The organism is Glaciibacter kafniensis (genome assembly GCF_039538945.1).
Classification (GTDB): Bacteria; Actinomycetota; Actinomycetes; order Actinomycetales; family Microbacteriaceae; genus Cryobacterium; species Cryobacterium kafniensis.
Genome location: NZ_BAABCN010000002.1, coordinates 1,056,345 through 1,073,885, shown reverse-complemented (window position 1 = coordinate 1,073,885; position 17,541 = coordinate 1,056,345). Strand labels below are relative to the sequence as shown.

The window sequence follows — 17,541 nt, the reverse complement described above, 5'->3', positions numbered from 1 at the left end:
TCGAGCCTGTCGAGATCACGCGACCGGGTCTCGAGACTGGCGCACCAGGTCTCGACGGGCCCCGACGAACTACTGAGCGTGCCGCCTAAGTCGCGAGGCGGTATCCGCGTTTGACGACGGTCGACACCAAGCCGGGAACGCCGATGATCTGCCGCAGGCGTCCGAGCGACACCTCCATGGCGTGATCGTCCGGCGCCGGTCCGAGTGTCGCGCTACCGAGCGCTGCGACCAGCTCATCCCGGGAAACCACGGATCCCCGTGCCCCCAGCAGTGTGCGGAATATGGCCAAGGCCGACGGCGGCAGGTGGATGCGTCGCGGTGCGGCGCCGATCAGGACGACGTCGAGTCGAGTCCCCCTGAGCACGATCGGTCCCTGTACCGTCTCGAGGTGCACGGCCCCGCGCTCGTCGAGGTGCTCACAGACCAGCCGGATCAGGGCGCCCATCCGAAACCGCGTGGGCTGGAGCGGGGCGATTCCGGCGGCAGTCAGCGGAACCGCGGTGACGGGTCCAACCGCCGCCGTAACCACGGACGTGCTGAGCGCCGAAATGAGTTGTGGGTACACACCCATTCCCTCCGCCGCCGCGAAGAGCGCGTGTACCGACGGGGCACTGGTGAAGGTGACGCAATCGAGTTGCCGCGTGCAGATGGCCTCCACGAGTTTCTGCACCCGTTCGTCCGTGTCGTCGAGGGCGATCCATCGGTAGGGGGCCACGGTGATGACCTCGTGTCCGGCCGCTCTCAGCCGGTCCAATTGCTGCTCATCGGTGAACCCGTGCACCTGGATGGCGATGGTGAGCCCGCGGGGATACTCGGCAAGCACCTTGGAGATCAACGACGCCGTCGTCTCCTCATCGCTCATCCCGCTGTCGTTGAGCCCGGCCGCACGGATGCCGCCCCGTGCCTTCGGGCCGCGCACGAGGACATCCGTTTCGGCCAGTGAGTCGAGCAGATCCTGGCCGAGGCCGGCGGCATCCGCTACCTCAAACCAGCGGCGCACGCCATACCCCGTGGTGGCCAATAGCAGGTCGGGCCGTGCCGCGATCAGCCGTGCGGTGTCGTGCATGAGCGGACCCTCTTGCTGGGAGTTCGCGATGCGCAGTGTGGGCGCATGGGTGACTTTTGCCCCGCGCCGTTCGAAGGCGTCGATCAGATCTCCGGAGCGCCGGTCGCTCGTCACCCCAATGCGGAATCCGTCCAGCTGCTGGGGATCGAAATGGAGTGGCGGCTGCTCACTCAGCTCCACGAACACCAATTCCTGCGGCCGGGACCAGGTCTGTGAGTCGGCTGGCTCGCACCATCAGCTCTTCCGCCGACGCGTCGGCGCTGTAGGCGAGCGTCACGACCTGGCCGATCACGAGAACAGCGGGTGACGAGACCTTGGTGAGTGCCGCCTCCGTGAGCACGGTGGCGAGGGTGGCGATCGTGGTGCGCTGATTCTGGCTGAAGCCGTTCTCAATGATCGCGACCGGCATCGCGGGCGTCATGCCATGCCTGATCAATCCCTGAGTCAGGGTGGGCAGGGTGCCGACGCCCATCAGAACGACAATGGTGCCGCCAAGCAGGCACAGCGCTTGCAACTCGTTCACGGCCAACGGGGCGTGCCCCGAGATCACGGTGAATGAGTGGCTGAGCCCGCGATGGGTCAAGGGGATGCCGGCCGCAGCGGGCACGGCCAGTGCGCTGGTGACCCCGGACAGCACCGACACCGGGATGCCGTTGGCGTGGCAGGCCAGCACCTCTTCGCTGCCGCGACCGAACACATAGGGATCGCCGCCCTTCAAGCGAACGACGTGGGCACCGGCGAGGGCATGTGACACGATCAGGTCCTCAATGCCGGTTTGGCTCACGGGGTGGTTTCCGGGCAGCTTGCCGACGTTGATGAGCGTCGCGGCGGGGGAGAGCTCCCGCAGGTTCGCGTGGGGTGACAGCCGGTCATAGAGCACGACGTGGGCGGTCGCGAGAGCGTCACGCGCGGCGACAGTGAGCAGTCCGACGTCACCGGGGCCCCCGCCGACCAGCGTCACGCGGCCGGCGCCTGCTGTTCTCTCGTCGCTCATCTGTGCACGCATCCTCATTCGCCTCTGATGGGAATACGACTCCCACTCAGAAGAACGGTACTGGTATTTGAGCGTTCCTCCGACGTGGCAGGACGCATTTGATCACGTTCGGCGACCTGCGCGATGCTCGGGTCTGCCCTGCTCGGCGCATTCACGAACGACCGAAAACGGCGCAACCGTTCCGGATCGGCGAGTGTCGCAGCCCACTCGTCCTCGTAGGTGTCGACGTGCTTGTTCATCGCCTGCTCGAGTTCGGCGCCGAGGCCGAGAGAGTCTTCGACGACGACCTCCCGCACATGATCGAGCCCGCCGGGCAGGTCTTCGATCCAGCGGGCGGTGCGCTGCAGCCGGTCGGCGGTTCGGATGTAATACATCATGTAGCGATCGATGTAGCGGATGAGCGTTTGCTCGTCGAGGTCCGCGGCCAACAGTTGGCCATGGGTCGGCTGAAAACCCCCATTGCCGCCGACGTAGAGGTTCCAGCCGGACTCCGACGCGATGATGCCGACATCCTTCCCCCGGGCTTCCGCACATTCTCTGGCGCAGCCGGACACGCCGAACTTGAACTTGTGCGGGGCGCGCAGGCCCCGAAAACGCAACTCGAGACGAATCGCCAGACCGACGGAATCCTGCACACCGAAACGGCACCAGGTGGAGCCGACGCACGATTTCACGTTGCGCAGCGCCTTTCCGTAGGCCTGGCCCGATTCGAAACCCGCGTCGACGAGAACGCGCCAGATGTCGGGAAGTTGCTCGAGTCGAGCACCGAACAGGTCGATGCGCTGGCCTCCGGTGATCTTCGTGTACAGGCCATAATCCGTCGCAACCTGCGCGATGACGGCGAGTTTGGCCGGCGTGATCTCTCCGCCTGGAATGCGGGGTACAACGGAGTACGTGCCGTCTTTCTGCATGTTCGCCATGGCGCGGTCGTTGGTGTCCTGGAGGGTGCCGCGACCGGCATCGAGGATATAGGCACCCTGCTGGCTTGCCAGAATCGACGCCAGGGCCGGCTTGCAGACGTCACAGCCGCGCCCGCTGCCGAACCGGGCGAAGATCTCCTCGAACGAAGCCAGTTCCAGCACCCGAACCGATTCAAACAACTCCTGGCGGCTGAGACTGAAGTGCTCGCAGAGCGCGCGGGACACCGCAACGCCCGACTTCGTGAGCTCACTCTCCAGAATCTTCTTGACCAACGGCACGCACGACCCGCACTGGGTGCCGGCGCGCGTGCACGCCTTGAGCGGGCCGAGCTGGGTGCAGGCTTCGTCGTGGTCGCCGCGAACGGCGGCACGCACATCGCCGACCGACACGTTGCTGCAGGAACAGAGCACCGCGTCGTCGGGGAGCTCGTCACCGCCGGGGGCCCCGGCACCGGCCGCGGAGAGGTAGCTGGCCGGTTCCCCGGCCAGCTCACGCCCGACGAGGGGGCGCAGGGAGGAATAGGGGCTGGCGTCTCCGACGAAGATTCCGCCGAGGAGCGTCTTGGCGTCATCGGTCACCACCAGTTTTTGGTACAGACCCCTGGCCGGGTCAGCGTAAACGATCTCCAGGGCGCCGGGCGTTGTCGCGAGAGCATCGCCGAAACTCGCAACATCCACGCCCGACAGCTTGAGCTTGGTCGCGTCGTCGATGGTGGTGAAGGTCGCGTGCCCGCCGAGGAGCCGGTCGGCGACGACCTCGGCCATGGCGTTGGCCGGAGCGACCAGGCCGACGCACTGGTCCTGGTAGCTGGCGACCTCGCCGATGGCCCAAATCGTGGGATCGCTGCTGCGGCAGTCGTCGCCGATAGCGATGCCCCCGCGCGCACCGAGCGTGAGGCCGGCGGCCGCGGCCAGCTCATCGCGGGGGCGGATGCCGATGGCGAAGACGACGACATCGGCGGGAATTTTCTGGCCGTTGCTCAGCCGCAGGCCGATCACCTGCGTGCCGTCGTCGCTGGTCAGGATGTCGCGCGGCCGGGTTCCCGTGTGCAGGGTGATTCCTTGGGCGGCGATCAACCGGCCGAGCGCCTGGCCGCCGCCCTCATCGAGTTGCGCGCTCATCAACCAGGATCCGGAATGCACGACGGCAGCTTCTGCCCCGAGGGCAACGGCGCCGCCTGCTGCTTCCAGACCGAGCAGGCCGCCGCCGGCCACCACCACGCGGGGCGGCCTCCCGAGTGTGCCGGCCAGGGTGGCGATCTCTGCGGCCAGGTTCTCGACATCGTCGATCGTGCGATACACCCGGGCCAGGCCGGCGCCCGGAATCTCGGGAACGGGGGCGCTCGACCCTGTCGCGAAGACCAACTCGTCGTAATGGATCTCGCTTCCCCCGTCGAGCGTGACGCTCCGGCGTGCAGGATCGACCGCGATCGCCCGTGTGCTCGTGTGCAGGGTGATGTGGTCCTCGTCCCACAGGGAGGTGGGGTGGAGGGTGAGGTCAACGTCGCCGACCAGGCGCTGGCTGAGCGCCACCCGGTCGTACGGCCGATAGCTCTCCTCAGCGATGACGGTGACCGCCACTGTGTTGTCGGAGCGGGAGTTGATCGCATCCGTCAGCCGGTGCGCGGCGGGCCCGCCGCCAATGACGACGACATGCTGTTTCGGTTGTCGGGGGGATTCGCGGGAGGAGGAGAGGGGTGGCATCGACGTGTCCTGTTCGCTCGGCATGCGGTGGTGAGTCTGAGCGTACGAGCGGGCAATTACCCCGGTGTTTCCCCGAGGTATCGCTCAGTTACGAAACACACACAGCCGTGCGCCGCTGCTGTGAGGTTGGTTTCACCCGGGCGAAACATCACGGGCGTCTCGCCGAAATCTGCGACACGTACGGTGGCTAACACCAACGACCACCAGGCAGAGCCACCAGGGAGTGCGACATGACGATGACAGCGAATGCAGTAACGGCCGCTCCGGCGGCGATCGTGTGGGAACGTGCCTGTGCCGTGAGCGACCTGGAGCCGTCGTGGGGTGAAGCCGCGCTGGTGCGCATGAAACAGATCGCCCTGTTTCTCATCTCTCCGCGTGAGATCTACGCCGTCGCACATCGTGATCCGCACACCGATTCGTACGTCATGGCCAGGGGCATCGTCGGCTCTCGGGGTGATCGCCCCACCGTCGCGTCGCCGCTTCACAAACAGGTCTATGACCTGGGAACCGGCGAATGCTTCACCGACCCGTCGCTGTACTTGCGCACCTACAGCACGCGAGTGGTCGGTGGTTTCATCGAAGTGGCGGTCGACGCGTGACCGCGACGCTCACCCACCCGGCGCTCGTCGCCATCTCCCACGGGACCTCCTCTCCTGACGGACAGGCCGCGGTTGCTGCCCTCGTCGACGCAGTGGCCTACCGCCGCCCCGACCTCGACATCTCGGGAGGATTCGTCGATGTGCAGCAGCCGGATGTTGCCGCAACCTTGGGTGCGCTCGACCCCCACATGCCGGCGGTGATCGTTCCGCTGCTGCTGTCAGCCGGCTACCACGTTCACGTCGACCTGGTCGTCGAATCGGCAGAAGCCGACAGAGACAGCGCCATCTCCGCCGCTCTCGGCCCGGACACCCGGTTGATCGACGTGCTCGAGATGCGTCTCCTGCGTGCGGGCTACCGGGAGGGCGACTCGGTTGTGATGGCCGCGGCGGGCTCCAGCGACGCGCGCGCCGTTGATGACTGCGTCGAGGTGGGGCGGATGCTGTCGGCGCGCTTGCTCGCGCCCGTGACGGTGGGATTCATCTCGGCAGCCACCCCGCGCCTGGCCGACGCGGTACAGGCGGTGCGTTCAGCGCGACCGACGCGCCGCGTGATCGTCAGTACCTACCTCCTCGCTCCCGGCTACTTCGCGTCGCTCTGTCAGAACGGGGGAGCAGATGTCGTGACCGACCCGCTCCTTCTGGCGTCCGAGCATCCGCCTGCCTCGCTCGTCGAACTCGTACTCGACCGCTACCGGGCCGTGCACGAGGGGTACCAAGGAACCGACGGGTGCGCGCTCTCGTAGAATTGTCACCATGCGCATCGACATCGTCACGATTTTTCCCGAGTTCTTCGATGTGCTGGACATCTCGCTTCTCGGCAAGGCCCGTCAGAGTGGCCTGATCGACCTTGGCGTGCATAACCTGCGCGACCACACGCATGACCGTCACCGCACCGTCGACGACACCCCGTACGGCGGGGGGGCCGGCATGGTGATGAAGCCGGAGCCGTGGGGCGAGGCGTTCGACGCGATTCTTGACCCGGCCACGGATGACGTAGCCACGGACGACGTAGCCACCGATGACCCAGCCACGGACGACGCAGCGACGGATGACGTAGCCGTCGACCTGCCCGTCGTCATCTTCCCGTCGCCGGCCGGCGAGGTTTTCAACCAGGCCATGGCCAAGGAACTCGCTCTGGAGAAGCACCTCGTCTTCGGCTGCGGTCGCTACGAGGGCATCGACCAGCGCGTCATCGACGACACCGCGACCAAGGCGCGCGTGCGCATGGTCAGCCTCGGCGACTACGTGCTGAACGGCGGCGAGGTCGCCGTGATGGCCATGATCGAGGCCATCGGACGCCTGATTCCCGGTGTGGTCGGCAATCCGGCCAGCCTTGTCGAGGAATCGCACGAGAACGGCCTACTCGAGTACCCCAGCTACACCAAGCCCGCCAGCTGGCGCGGCCGGGAGGTTCCTCCCGTCTTGCTCAGCGGCAACCACGGCGCCATCGCCGCCTGGCGCCACGACCAGCAGGTCGAGCGCACCCGGCGCGTGCGACCTGACCTTCTGCCTGCGGCGAACTCGGAGGAATAGTCAGCCAAGCCTGGCTATTCTGGAGGCGTGATCATCCGTCGCGCGTTCTATTACTGGCAGTTCATCGCTGCCTTCGTTCTTCCGCTCTGGCTCGTGATCGGCTGGCCGATCTTCGGCGCAGGCGGCTGGCAGGTTTTCGGTGTCGCCCTGGGCGCGCTGATCCTGGGCCTCGGCCTTCTCGTCATCGCGCTGCTGTTCTTTGCCCGCAAAGAAGTCAGGGTTGAGCGAGCGGTGTCCTGGGCGGATGTCGGTGTGCTGAGTCTGTGGCACGTGACGATCATCGCCGTCGGTTTCTACGCATCCGCCGCGTCGTGGCTGTCGGTCGCCGTTGTCGTGATTGGAATCTGCGCGTTCTGGTTCGCGCTCTGGGAGCTGTTCACTGCAGCCCGTCGACGGATGCAAGCGATGATGGACCTGCTCGAGCAGACCGCGCAACCGGGCGCTGTGCGCCCACCGGCCGGCTTCGGCGCACCCGGATTCACCGAGCCAGGTGCCGGCCGCACGTCGGACCAGACCTCGGGCCAGACGTCGGGCCACACCTCGGGCCACACGCCGACGCCCGACCCGAATGTGATCATCGTGCGGGAGAAGCCGACGTCGCTCTAGCCGTTCAGAGTGCCGGGGAGGCCGTGATTTTGCGGGCAGTCACAGTTTCGTGGCAGAATAGACGATTGTGCCGCGGCAAGCCTCTGCCACAGGGGAGCTGCACCAGTCGGCACGCACTCACTCATTCAATTTCTCTTACCCTCGCGCGTCTCGCGCGAGAGCAGAGCACAAAGCCGTATTCGACCTGTGGCGGGTGCAGAGAGCGAAAAATTATGCATATTCTCGACCACGTGGATGCCGCATCCCTGAAGTCGGACATCCCCGCCTTCCGTGCCGGCGACACCGTCAAGGTTCACGTCAACATCATTGAAGGCACTCGCTCACGTGTGCAGGTCTTCCAGGGCGTCGTTATCGGCCGCTCGGGCGAAGGCGTTCGCGAAACGTTCTGCGTTCGCAAGGTCAGCTTCCAGGTTGGCGTCGAGCGTACCTTCCCGGTGCACTCCCCGGTCATCGCTGAGATCGAGGTCATCACCCGTGGTGACGTTCGTCGCGCGAAGCTGTACTACCTGCGCAACCTGCGCGGCAAGAAGGCAAAGATCAAGGAAAAGCGCTAGTCAGACTCACCCTCACGGGTTCACCTGCGCGTGACTGAGCTCCTCATCCCATAAACTGGCTGAGGAGCTCAGGCGGTTAAATGACAGACAACAGTGTGCCCACGCGAGCAGATCGCCGGGCCAAAGACGCACGGCGCAAGAAGCGCGGCGTCGCCCTCTTTATTCGTGACCTTTTGGTCATCTTCGTCGTTGCACTTTTGATCTCATTCTTGATCAAGACCTTTCTGATTCGGTCGTTCTACATTCCGTCCGGGTCGATGGAAGAAACGCTGCACGTGAACGACCGCATCCTGGTCAACCAACTCGAGCCGAAATTGATCCCGATCGATCGCGGCGACGTCATCGTCTTCAAGGATCCGGGCGGATGGCTGATGCCACAGGCCGAGACCGACCAGAATCCGTTGGTCGCCAGCATCGACTGGCTGCTCTCCGTCGTCGGTCTCTCTGCCCCAGACAGCAACGATCACCTCATCAAACGGGTCATCGGGTTGCCGGGCGACCATGTCGTCTGCTGCAACGCGCTCGGTCAGATGAGCGTCAACGGCGTGCCCCTCGACGAGCCGTATATCAAGCTTCCGCCGGGGGTGACGAAGGTGTCTGAAGACGACTTCGACACGACAGTTCCGCCGAATTCACTGTGGGTGATGGGGGACAACCGCTACAACTCGCGCGACTCCCGCTACAACGGCGATACCCCAGGCAAGGGGTTCGTGCCGATTGACAACGTCGTCGGGCGCGCACTCGTCATCAGCTGGCCGATCAGCCGTTGGACCTGGCTCGACGACTATCCCGAGGTCTTCCGTGGCGTCGAAGAGGGCCAGCGCTGATGGCCGTCGCCGAACCCACCCTCGAGATTGAGCACGCGCTTCTCTTGGCCGGCGCCCGCACGGTGATCGGATGCGACGAGGTCGGTCGTGGAGCCCTCGCCGGCCCCGTCGCCGTCGGTGTGGCAGTGATCGACGCGGGCATCGCGGCGATTCCGGCTGGCCTTCGTGACTCGAAGCTCCTCAGCGAACCGCGCCGCGAGGCCCTGGAGCCCCTCGCGAAAGCGTGGGTGTTGCACTCGGCCGTCGGACTCGCCTCTGCACGGGAAGTCGACGAGCTCGGCATCATCGCCTGTCTGGGGCTGGCGGGTAAACGCGCGTTGACCGCGCTGCACGAGGCAGGGGTCGACATCACCGGCAGCGTCGTTCTGCTCGACGGCAACGACGACTGGCTGAACAAAGCGCTCTCGACACCGCTGAACGTCGTCACCCGGGTCAAAGCGGACCGCGATTGCGGGTCTGTCGCCGCGGCATCCGTCATTGCCAAGGTGCACCGAGACCGGCTGATGATTGACGCTCACGCCGAGACGCCCGGCTACGGCTGGGCCGGCAATAAGGGCTACGGAAGTGCGGCGCATATGAGTGCCATCGCCGAGCTCGGCGCGCACGACCTGCACCGCAAATCGTGGCTGAAGATCTCAGCGTAGGATTGAAGCACCATGGAAGAAGACGAATTCGAGGACTACGACCGCGAGGTCGAGCTGGCCCTGTACCGCGAGTACCGCGATGTTGTGGGGCAGTTTCAGTACGTTGTCGAGACCGAGAGACGCTTCTATCTCGCCAATGAGGTCGAATTGGTGCGCCGCGACACGGAGCACGACTTCTACTTCGAATTGACGATGAAAGATGTCTGGGTCTGGGACGTGTACCGCTCGGATCGCTTTGTGAAATCGGTGCGTGTGTTGACGTTCAAAGACGTCAACGTCGAAGAACTCGCGTCGAAAGAATTCGAGTTGCCGAAAGAGCTGGCACTCGACGAATAGCCTCAGAAAGGCATGACAGCAGTGAAGCAGGAATTTGATCAGCGTCGACAATCCTGGATCGAACGGGAGGCGCTGGCGGAAGCCATGATTCCTCTGATCGGCGGTCTGTATCGCGACAACAATGTCGTGACCTCAATTCATGGCCGCAGCCTGATCAACCAGTCGGTGATGGGCCTGGTGAAGGCTCACCGATTCGCCCGTCAGCTCGACGATGTCGAACTCGAGCTCGACGAGACACTGCCGATGCTGCGGGCCATGAGCGAAATGAAGCTCGGGGCCGCCTCGGTCGACCTGGCCCGCCTCAGTCTCGGCTACAAGGCCGAGAAGTCGAAGGAGTCGGGGTCGAGCCTGACCATCGACGAGTATGTGAGAGCGCAGCTCGCCGAGATCACCGACGGCTACGGTCGCGACGATCGCAGCAGCACCGACGTTGTGCTCTACGGTTTCGGCCGGATCGGGCGACTCGTCGCGCGCATCCTGATCGAACACGCCGGGGGCGGCCACGGCCTGCGCCTGCGCGCCGTTGTGGTGCGCAAGGGATCCGACAACGACCTGATCAAGCGCGCGAGCCTGTTGCGCCGCGACTCGGTGCACGGCCCGTTCGATGGCACCATCGTCGTCGACGAAGAGGCGAACACGATCCTCGCCAACGGCACCTTGATTCAGGTGATCTATTCGAGCGACCCGGCCAGCATCGACTACACCGCGTACGGCATCACCGACGCGATCGTCGTCGACAACACGGGCCGCTGGCGAGATGCCGACGGCCTCTCGCAGCACCTCGCCTGCCCAGGGGTGTCGCGCGTTCTGCTGACCGCTCCGGGCAAGGGCGACCTCAAGAACATCGTGCACGGCATCAACCACGACTCGATCACCGCTGACGACGCGATTGTCACTGCCGCCTCGTGCACGACGAATGCGATCACGCCGGTGCTCAAGGCGATGAACGACCGCTTCGGCATCATTGACGGCCACGTGGAGACGGTTCACTCCTTCACCAACGACCAGAACCTCATCGACAACTTTCACAAGGGAGATCGCCGGGGCCGCTCTGCCGCACTGAACATGGTGATCACCGAGACCGGCGCCGCGAAGGCTGTCGCGAAAGCGCTCCCCGAGCTGGCCGGCAAGCTCACCGGAAACGCGATCCGCGTTCCGACGCCTGACGTGTCGATGGCGATCTTGCACCTGAGCCTCACGAACGGCACGACCAAAGACGAACTCAACGCCTACCTGCGCGACATGTCTTTGTACTCATCGCTGCACAAACAGATCGATTTCATCGACTCGCCCGAGGTCGTCTCCAGCGACTTCCTCGGCTCACGCCGGGCCGGCATCGTCGACGGGCTGGCAACGATCGCCACGGGCAAGAAGGCCATTCTCTACGTCTGGTACGACAACGAGTTCGGCTACAGCTGCCAGGTCGTGCGTGTGCTGGAGGAGATGGCGGGAGTTCACCCGCGGGCATTCCCTGTCGCCGTACTGTAACTTCGCTGCTCTGTAACTTCACTGCTCTGTAACTTCACTGCTCTATAACTCCGGCACCGTTTGGCTTCATCCCAAAACTCACGGCCCCCAGCTGCTTTTCCACAGCAGCTGGGGGCCGCGAGTTTTCTACCGATCGTCGCTTGGCCGCGGTTCGCGCAGAGTGCGTCGCCCACTCTGATCAGTGGAGGCTCTCATGGCGGCGAAAGACGATTTGGGCAGGCGCGGCGAAAACTATGCGCTGAGCTACCTCTGTGCTGCCGGCTATCAGCTGGTTGAGCGCAACTGGCGGTGTGCGCAGGGTGAGGTTGATTTGATCGTTGAGCGGGGCGGCGAGGTGGTCTTCGTCGAGGTGAAGACACGATCCAGCGTGAGATTCGGTCATCCGTTTGAGGCGATCACCGCGGCCAAGCTCGCGCGGCTGCGTCGACTGGCCTACGCGTGGTGCGCGGAGGCTGACCCGCCGCCGCGGCGCATCCGCATCGATGCGGTGGCGATTGTGGCGGCCGCCGGAGCCGAACCAGTGATCGAGCACCGGCAGGGGCTGTTCTGATGAGTCGCCTCGTGTTCACCGCAGTTCGCCGGGGGATCCGCTGATGGGTCACGCGCGCACGCACGCCGTCGCGCTTCTCGGTCTGACGGGAGCGCTCGTTGAGGTCGAGGCCGACATCTCGGGGCAGCTGCCCGGCATGATTTTGATCGGTCTGCCCGATACCGCGCTGTCTGAGGCCAAGCAACGTGTGCGGGCGGCCGCGAAGAATTCCGGCTGCTCGCTGACTCGCAACCTGCTCACCATCAACCTCTCGCCCGCCGCACTGCCCAAGCATGGCTCCGGGTTTGACTTGGCAATCGCGTTGGCGTGCCTCGCCGCCGACGGCGTGGTCGCACCCGCGTCGGTGAGCTCGGTCGTGCACATCGGCGAGCTCGCTCTGGACGGCCGGTTGCGCCCGACACGCGGAATGCTCCCCGCAGTTCTGGCGGCATCGCGCGCCGGTTACACCACGGTCATGGTGCCAGCTGGCAACGCTGATGAGGCAGCGCTCGTGCCTGGCATGCGGGTGATTGCCGTCACGTCGCTGCGGGATGCCGCCATCTGGCATGGCGCGCAGCTGCAGCCGATCCCGGTCGACGCCATGCTGCTGCCCGTCGAGAGCGTGCCAGACGCCGAGGAGCCCGACCTCGCCGACGTCGTCGGCAATGATGATGCCATTCTTGCGCTGCAGATCGCGGCAGCCGGTGGGCATCACGTGTTCATGATTGGGCCTCCCGGTGCCGGCAAGACCATGCTCGCCGCCCGTTTGCCGGGGCTTCTGCCCGATCTCGACGCGGAGGCATCCTTGGAGGTGAGTTCTCTGCGATCGTTGAACGGGCAGAGAGTCGGGGCATCCCTCATCGTTCGTCCGCCACTCGAATCGCCGCATCACACGGCAACGGCGGCGGCAATGGTGGGCGGTGGGTCAGGGCTGATCCGGCCAGGGGCCGCAGCCCGCGCGTCGCACGGCGTACTTTTTCTAGACGAGGCACCCGAATTTCAATCGGCCGTGCTCGATGCGCTGCGTCAACCATTGGAGTCGGGCGTGATCACGATTCATCGAGCAAACGGCACAGCTCAATTCCCTGCGCGATTCCAGCTCGTGATGGCCGCCAACCCCTGCCCGTGCGGTCAGTTCGGCGCGGCCGACCATGACTGCACCTGTCCACCAAGCGCCCGCCGCCGCTACCTGGCGCGCATCTCAGGGCCCCTCCTCGACCGAATCGACATTCAGCTGACAGTGAGCCGCATCACGGCTGCGCATCTGCGGCTGGCTGAAGCCGAACCGCGGGTGACGAGCGCGATGGTGAGGGCCCGCGTCGTCGACGCACGGGCGACGGCCGCCGAACGACTGACCGGCACGCCATGGTCGCTGAACTCTCACGTTCCCGGTCCCTGGTTGCGTGGCCCGCACGCACGGCTCGGCGGCGCGACGACCGCGCCCATCGACCGTGCGTTGGAACTCGGGGGCATCACGATGCGCGGCTACGATCGCGTTCTGAGATTGGCCTGGACGATCGCCGACCTAGAAGGTGTGAGTCGTCCGGGCGCTGAACAGGTCGGGCAAGCGCTGTACCTACGCAAAGGGAGAACCTCGTGAAACAGTTCGGCATCGATGAATCACAGGTCCGAGATTTGGTCGGCGCGGTCGCCGTCGAGCCGGTGGAGGATGAGGTTGCGATGGCCGATCTCTTCGCCCGCGCGGCCTGGACCTGCATCACGGAACCCGGTGACGGTGTTGCCGGCATGCTCGTCGGTTCGCTCGGGGCATCGACAGCGCTGACGGCGCTTCTGGAGACGTGGACGATTGAGCATCTGATCGGTGCTGTGCAGGATGCGAGCGGTGTGGTGGACGACGATCTGGCTTCACGGCTCGACGACGGGCTGCAGCGCTGGCGGCACCGGTTGTCATCGGCAGAGGTCATCCGGGTTCTGAAACAGAGCGCGCGGGTCAGTGCCGGATTGCTTGTGCCCGGTCATCGGCTGTGGCCACGTGCGCTGAACGATCTCGGTGACCGAACGCCCATTGCGCTCTGGTGGCGCGGAGTGCCCAATGCCCTACTGGCGCTTGAAAACGCGATTTCGCTCGTGGGGGCGCGGGCGGCGACAGGCTATGGCGAGCATGTCGCGATGGAGGCCGCAGCGGGCCTTGTCGACCGTGGCTTCGCCATCGTTTCAGGCGCAGCATACGGAATTGACGGCATGGCACATCGATCAGCGCTGGCCAGCCGGGGGCACACCGTTGCGTTCCTGGCCGGAGGCGTCGATCGCTTCTACCCCAGTGGACACGATGAGTTGCTCTCTCGCATCGTCTCGTCTGGGGCGGTGGTATCTGAGCTGCCGTGCGGGGCCGCCCCGACCAAATGGAGGTTTCTCGCCCGAAACCGACTCATCGCAGCGTCAAGCTCTGCCACCGTCGTGCTCGAGGCGGGCTGGCGGTCGGGCACCATCAACACGGCAGGCCACGCTGCGGAACTCGGACGTCCGCTGGGGGCTGTGCCAGGGCCGGTGACCTCGCCCAACTCCGCCGGATGCCACAAGCTCCTGCGAGAGTATGACGCGGTGTGCGTGACCAATGCCGCTGAAATGGCAGAACTTGCCGGCTCGATGACGCAGATGGCGTTCGATTCTTTTGACGACCCTGAACCTCAGGGAGCAATCGGTTCTGGCCGCACAAGTGAGCAGGTGCGCGTGTTCGATGCGCTGAGTACCCGTGCCCCGCGCCCCATCCCCGATCTCGCTCGACGTGCAGGGCTCTCAACGGGAGCCGTGATCGGAGCGCTCGGCACGCTTGAGATGGAGGGGGCCGTCAGGCTTCGGGAGTCCGGCTGGGTGAGAGCGCGGTAGACGAGGCGCGATGGTGTGGTTCCGCTGTGCTGTCGGCGCTGCCGCCTAGTGTTGTGATGAGCGCGAAAGGACATCATGACAGCCGCAGATCAGATATCAACGACTCCACAGTTCGGCCAGTACCCTCCGGCGACGAGCCTGATCGTTCATCTGAGCGACACCCACTTTCTTGCCGACTCCGCCGCCCTGTACGGCTCTGTCGACACCGACGGATCCGTCACTCAGGCGATGGCACAACTCGAACGATCGGGTTTGCGCCCGGCAGCGATCGTGCTGACGGGCGACATCGCCGATCGAGGCGAGGCCGATGCCTACCAACGAGTGCGGAAGATCGTCGAGACGACGGCCGAGCGGCTCGGTTCCGTCGTCGTCTGGGTGATGGGCAATCACGATGATCGAGCGGCATTTCGCTCGACGCTCCTGCGCGAAGCCGTGCCTATCGAACCCGCGCCTATCGAACACCCAGTGGAATACCATTCCACCGACCAGCCTTCAGCGGAACGGCATTCCATCGAGCTCCCCGTCGACCAGGTGTTCGACATCGACGGCCTGCGCATCATCGCTCTCGATACGACTGTTCCCGGCTATCACCATGGTGACCTCACCGAAGCGCAGCTCGCCTGGCTCGTCGACGTTCTCAGCACACCCGCCGCACGGGGCACGCTGTTGGCGTTGCACCACCCGCCGGTGCCGACCCCGCTACCGCTGATGAGCCTGATTGAGCTGCGCGAACAGACGCGACTCGCCGATGTCATCGAGGGCAGCGACATCCGTGCGATCCTCGGTGGTCATCTCCACTACGCGACGACCGGCATGTTCGCCGGAATCCCGGTGTCGGTGGCGGCGGCCACCTGCTACACGATGGATGTGAGCGCACCGGAACGCGAGCTCAGCGGGGTCGCAGGCGGCACCTCTCTCAACCTGGTGCATGTGTACGACGATCAAATCGTGCATTCCGTGGTTCCGATTGGTGCATTCGACGTTACGACGCACTTTTCGGCGTCGTTCCTCGATCGGATGGAAGCTCTGAGCGCCGACGAACGTCTCGAAGCGTTCTCCCGGCATGCCTGACGAGCCACGCGGTGTGACGATGGATGCCCAGATCGAGCAGTATCTGCTGTTCCTCACGCTTGAGCGCGGGTTCTCTCCACACACCGTGCGGGCGTACCGGACCGACCTCCTGCAGTTGGCGTCGTTCGCGGCCGGGCACGGAGTGGACGCGCCAGACGGGCTCACCCTTGAACTGCTGCGCGACTGGGTGTGGGCAAGCAGCCAAGCGGGGCTGGCCAAGGCCACGCTGTCGCGTCGGGCCGCATCGGTGCGCAGCTTCACCGCGTGGTTGGCGAAGAGCGGCGCGCTGCCGTCTGACCCCGGAGTGCGGTTGAAGTCGCCGAAGCCCAGCCGGCCACTACCCCGGGTGATCAACAGGGTGCAGATGCAGGAACTGCTCGCGTCCCTTGAACTGCGGGCGTCGACGGGGGAGCCGAACGCTCTGCGCGATCTGGCCATCGTTGAGCTGCTCTACGCATCGGCGCTGCGCGTGTCGGAACTGGTCGGACTCGACGTCGCTGACGTCGATCTCGACCGGCTCACTGTGCGCGTGACCGGCAAGGGGTCAAAGGAGCGGGTGGTGCCATTCGGAGTCCCGGCACATTCGGCGATCGTCGACTATCTGCGGCGCGCACGCCCGGCCCTGGCCGGTGCGCCGACTGTGCCGCCCTCGCCTGGCGGTGCGCCGAGCAGCGCGCTGTTTCTCGGCACCGCGCAGAAGCGGCTCGGCGTGCGTGCGGTCTACCGCGTCGTCGCAGCGCTCGTCGCCGACCTGCCCGGCACCGGCCCGGCCGGTCCCCACGCCCTGCGTCACACCGCGGCCACGCATCTGCTCGACGGCGGAGCCGACTTGCGTGCCGTGCAGGAGCTTCTCGGACACGCGAGCCTCGGAACCACCCAGATCTACACGCATGTCTCCACTGAACGCCTGAAACAGACCTATCTCACGGCCCACCCCCGGGCGTGACTCGTGCCGGTATCGGTGCGGGCTACTTCGGAACGCGCGGCAACAACACGGCGCGGGGGACTCCGCCGAGCAGCACGAGCGGTGACAGATACTGACCGTGCAGGCGCACCCCGAAATGAAAGCACCCGGGGGAGCAGTGACCGCCGACGGTGACCGTGCCGATCTGCTGGCCGGTCGACACCCGGTCGCCAACGGCGACGGTGGCCTCAACCGGCTCGAAACTCGAACGTAGATCGCCGGCATGATCGATCGCGATCACAGGTCGATCGACGACGACGCCGGCATAGCTGATGGTGCCGTCGAACGGTGCGAGCACCGCGGTTCCCGGTGCGGCAGCCAAATCGATGCCCCGGTGCCCTGTCGCGTATGGAGTCAGAGGAGCGATGAACGGGCCGCTGACCTCGATGGGAAGGCCGCGCGGCCATTCCCAGTCATCTGTCATGTCAAGACGCACGAAGTGCGGGGAGTAGACGGGCGGGGAATAGACGGGCGGTGCGTAGACGGGCGGTGCGTAGACGGGCGGTGCGCGCAATTCGGTGCCGACCGGTTCGCGTGCCAGTGGTGCTCCGGCGGCGACACCTGCGCCAAGCGGAACCAGGATGACGATGACGGCGAACCGAGTCATGAGATGCATGCCTCAACCGTGCCGAGTACGTGGGCGCGGTGTGAACGCAGGTGAGACATCCGTGGAGAGCGTGAACGTTGTCGTCCTGTGCAGGAGCCAACCCGTTCGGAGACAATCGGGGCTGCGTGGAGGTGATAGAGTTTTCGAAGCATCCCGGTGATTCGGGATGACTACGCGTGCCCACTCGGCTCCAACATCCACTCGGTCCTTTCATCTTTTTGATGTTTGGCGGATGCGTGCCGGGCACCAGGA

Annotated in this window: 18 protein-coding genes; 14 read left to right on the top strand and 4 right to left on the bottom strand. The window is 65.3% G+C overall.

Annotated features, from left to right (window positions below; translation table 11 throughout):
• Positions 1–85 precede the first annotated feature (85 nt).
• The 3 genes from ABD791_RS05545 to nirB are packed head-to-tail and all read right to left on the bottom strand — an operon-like array spanning position 86 to position 4,684.
• Positions 86–1,246 carry a uroporphyrinogen-III synthase gene (locus ABD791_RS05545; protein WP_345063179.1) on the bottom strand — a complete coding sequence of 387 codons (1,161 nt, stop codon included), beginning with the start codon at positions 1,244–1,246 and terminating at the stop codon, positions 86–88.
• On the bottom strand, positions 1,233–2,060 hold the full coding sequence (gene cobA, locus ABD791_RS05540; RefSeq protein WP_345063177.1) for a uroporphyrinogen-III C-methyltransferase: 828 nt from the start codon (positions 2,058–2,060) through the stop codon (positions 1,233–1,235). Before cobA ends, ABD791_RS05545 begins: the two co-directional genes overlap by 14 nt.
• A 14-nt stretch (positions 2,061–2,074) precedes the next feature.
• A complete protein-coding gene (nirB, locus tag ABD791_RS05535) occupies positions 2,075–4,684 on the bottom strand; it encodes a nitrite reductase large subunit NirB (protein ID WP_345064514.1) in 2,610 nt (869 codons plus the stop codon).
• 230 nt (positions 4,685–4,914) lie between these two features.
• Here nirB and nirD point away from each other — a divergent pair, with 230 nt between their 5' ends.
• The 14 genes from nirD (at position 4,915) to ABD791_RS05465 (ending at position 16,664) form a co-directional block, all read left to right on the top strand.
• Positions 4,915–5,283, top strand: coding sequence for a nitrite reductase small subunit NirD (nirD, locus tag ABD791_RS05530; RefSeq protein ID WP_345063175.1), 369 nt, complete (start codon positions 4,915–4,917; stop codon positions 5,281–5,283).
• Positions 5,280–6,026: a sirohydrochlorin chelatase gene (locus ABD791_RS05525; RefSeq protein WP_345063173.1), complete on the top strand. Its 747-nt coding sequence runs from the start codon at positions 5,280–5,282 to the stop codon at positions 6,024–6,026. Before nirD ends, ABD791_RS05525 begins: the two co-directional genes overlap by 4 nt.
• A 10-nt stretch (positions 6,027–6,036) precedes the next feature.
• A complete protein-coding gene (gene trmD, locus ABD791_RS05520; RefSeq protein WP_345063170.1) occupies positions 6,037–6,816 on the top strand; it encodes a tRNA (guanosine(37)-N1)-methyltransferase TrmD in 780 nt (259 codons plus the stop codon).
• 27 nt (positions 6,817–6,843) lie between these two features.
• Positions 6,844–7,422 carry a hypothetical protein gene (locus ABD791_RS05515; protein WP_345063167.1) on the top strand — a complete coding sequence of 193 codons (579 nt, stop codon included), beginning with the start codon at positions 6,844–6,846 and terminating at the stop codon, positions 7,420–7,422.
• 212 nt (positions 7,423–7,634) lie between these two features.
• Positions 7,635–7,976 (top strand): 50S ribosomal protein L19, encoded by a 342-nt coding sequence (rplS, locus tag ABD791_RS05510; RefSeq protein WP_345063165.1) that lies wholly within the window; start codon positions 7,635–7,637, stop codon positions 7,974–7,976.
• An 80-nt stretch (positions 7,977–8,056) separates the two neighbouring features.
• Positions 8,057–8,803, top strand: a complete 747-nt coding sequence (gene lepB / locus ABD791_RS05505; protein WP_345063162.1) for a signal peptidase I — start codon at positions 8,057–8,059, stop codon at positions 8,801–8,803.
• Complete coding sequence (locus ABD791_RS05500) at positions 8,803–9,447, top strand: ribonuclease HII (RefSeq protein ID WP_345063159.1); 645 nt, start codon at positions 8,803–8,805, stop codon at positions 9,445–9,447. The genes lepB and ABD791_RS05500 overlap by 1 nt, the downstream gene beginning before the upstream one ends.
• A 12-nt stretch (positions 9,448–9,459) precedes the next feature.
• Complete coding sequence (locus ABD791_RS05495) at positions 9,460–9,783, top strand: DUF2469 family protein (protein ID WP_066596196.1); 324 nt, start codon at positions 9,460–9,462, stop codon at positions 9,781–9,783.
• Between the two features lie 12 nt (positions 9,784–9,795).
• Positions 9,796–11,271, top strand: a complete 1,476-nt coding sequence (locus ABD791_RS05490; protein ID WP_345063124.1) for a glyceraldehyde-3-phosphate dehydrogenase — start codon at positions 9,796–9,798, stop codon at positions 11,269–11,271.
• A gap of 193 nt (positions 11,272–11,464) precedes the next feature.
• The gene (locus ABD791_RS05485; protein ID WP_345063121.1) at positions 11,465–11,821 is read left to right on the top strand and encodes a YraN family protein; all 357 of its coding nucleotides are present in this window, start codon (positions 11,465–11,467) and stop codon (positions 11,819–11,821) included.
• Positions 11,822–11,864: 43 nt separating this feature from the next.
• Positions 11,865–13,400, top strand: a complete 1,536-nt coding sequence (locus tag ABD791_RS05480; RefSeq protein WP_345063119.1) for a YifB family Mg chelatase-like AAA ATPase — start codon at positions 11,865–11,867, stop codon at positions 13,398–13,400.
• Positions 13,397–14,647, top strand: coding sequence for a DNA-processing protein DprA (locus tag ABD791_RS05475; protein WP_345063115.1), 1,251 nt, complete (start codon positions 13,397–13,399; stop codon positions 14,645–14,647). Before ABD791_RS05480 ends, ABD791_RS05475 begins: the two co-directional genes overlap by 4 nt.
• Before the next feature lie 75 nt (positions 14,648–14,722).
• The gene (locus ABD791_RS05470) at positions 14,723–15,718 is read left to right on the top strand and encodes a phosphodiesterase (RefSeq protein WP_345063112.1); all 996 of its coding nucleotides are present in this window, start codon (positions 14,723–14,725) and stop codon (positions 15,716–15,718) included.
• Positions 15,711–16,664, top strand: a complete 954-nt coding sequence (locus tag ABD791_RS05465) for a tyrosine recombinase XerC (protein ID WP_425562221.1) — start codon at positions 15,711–15,713, stop codon at positions 16,662–16,664. Before ABD791_RS05470 ends, ABD791_RS05465 begins: the two co-directional genes overlap by 8 nt.
• A 22-nt stretch (positions 16,665–16,686) precedes the next feature.
• Here the strand turns inward: ABD791_RS05465 and ABD791_RS05460 are convergent, their stop codons facing one another.
• Entirely contained in the window at positions 16,687–17,298 is a 612-nt protein-coding gene (locus ABD791_RS05460; protein WP_345063110.1) for a M23 family metallopeptidase, read from the bottom strand.
• Between the last annotated feature and the right edge of the window lie 243 nt (positions 17,299–17,541).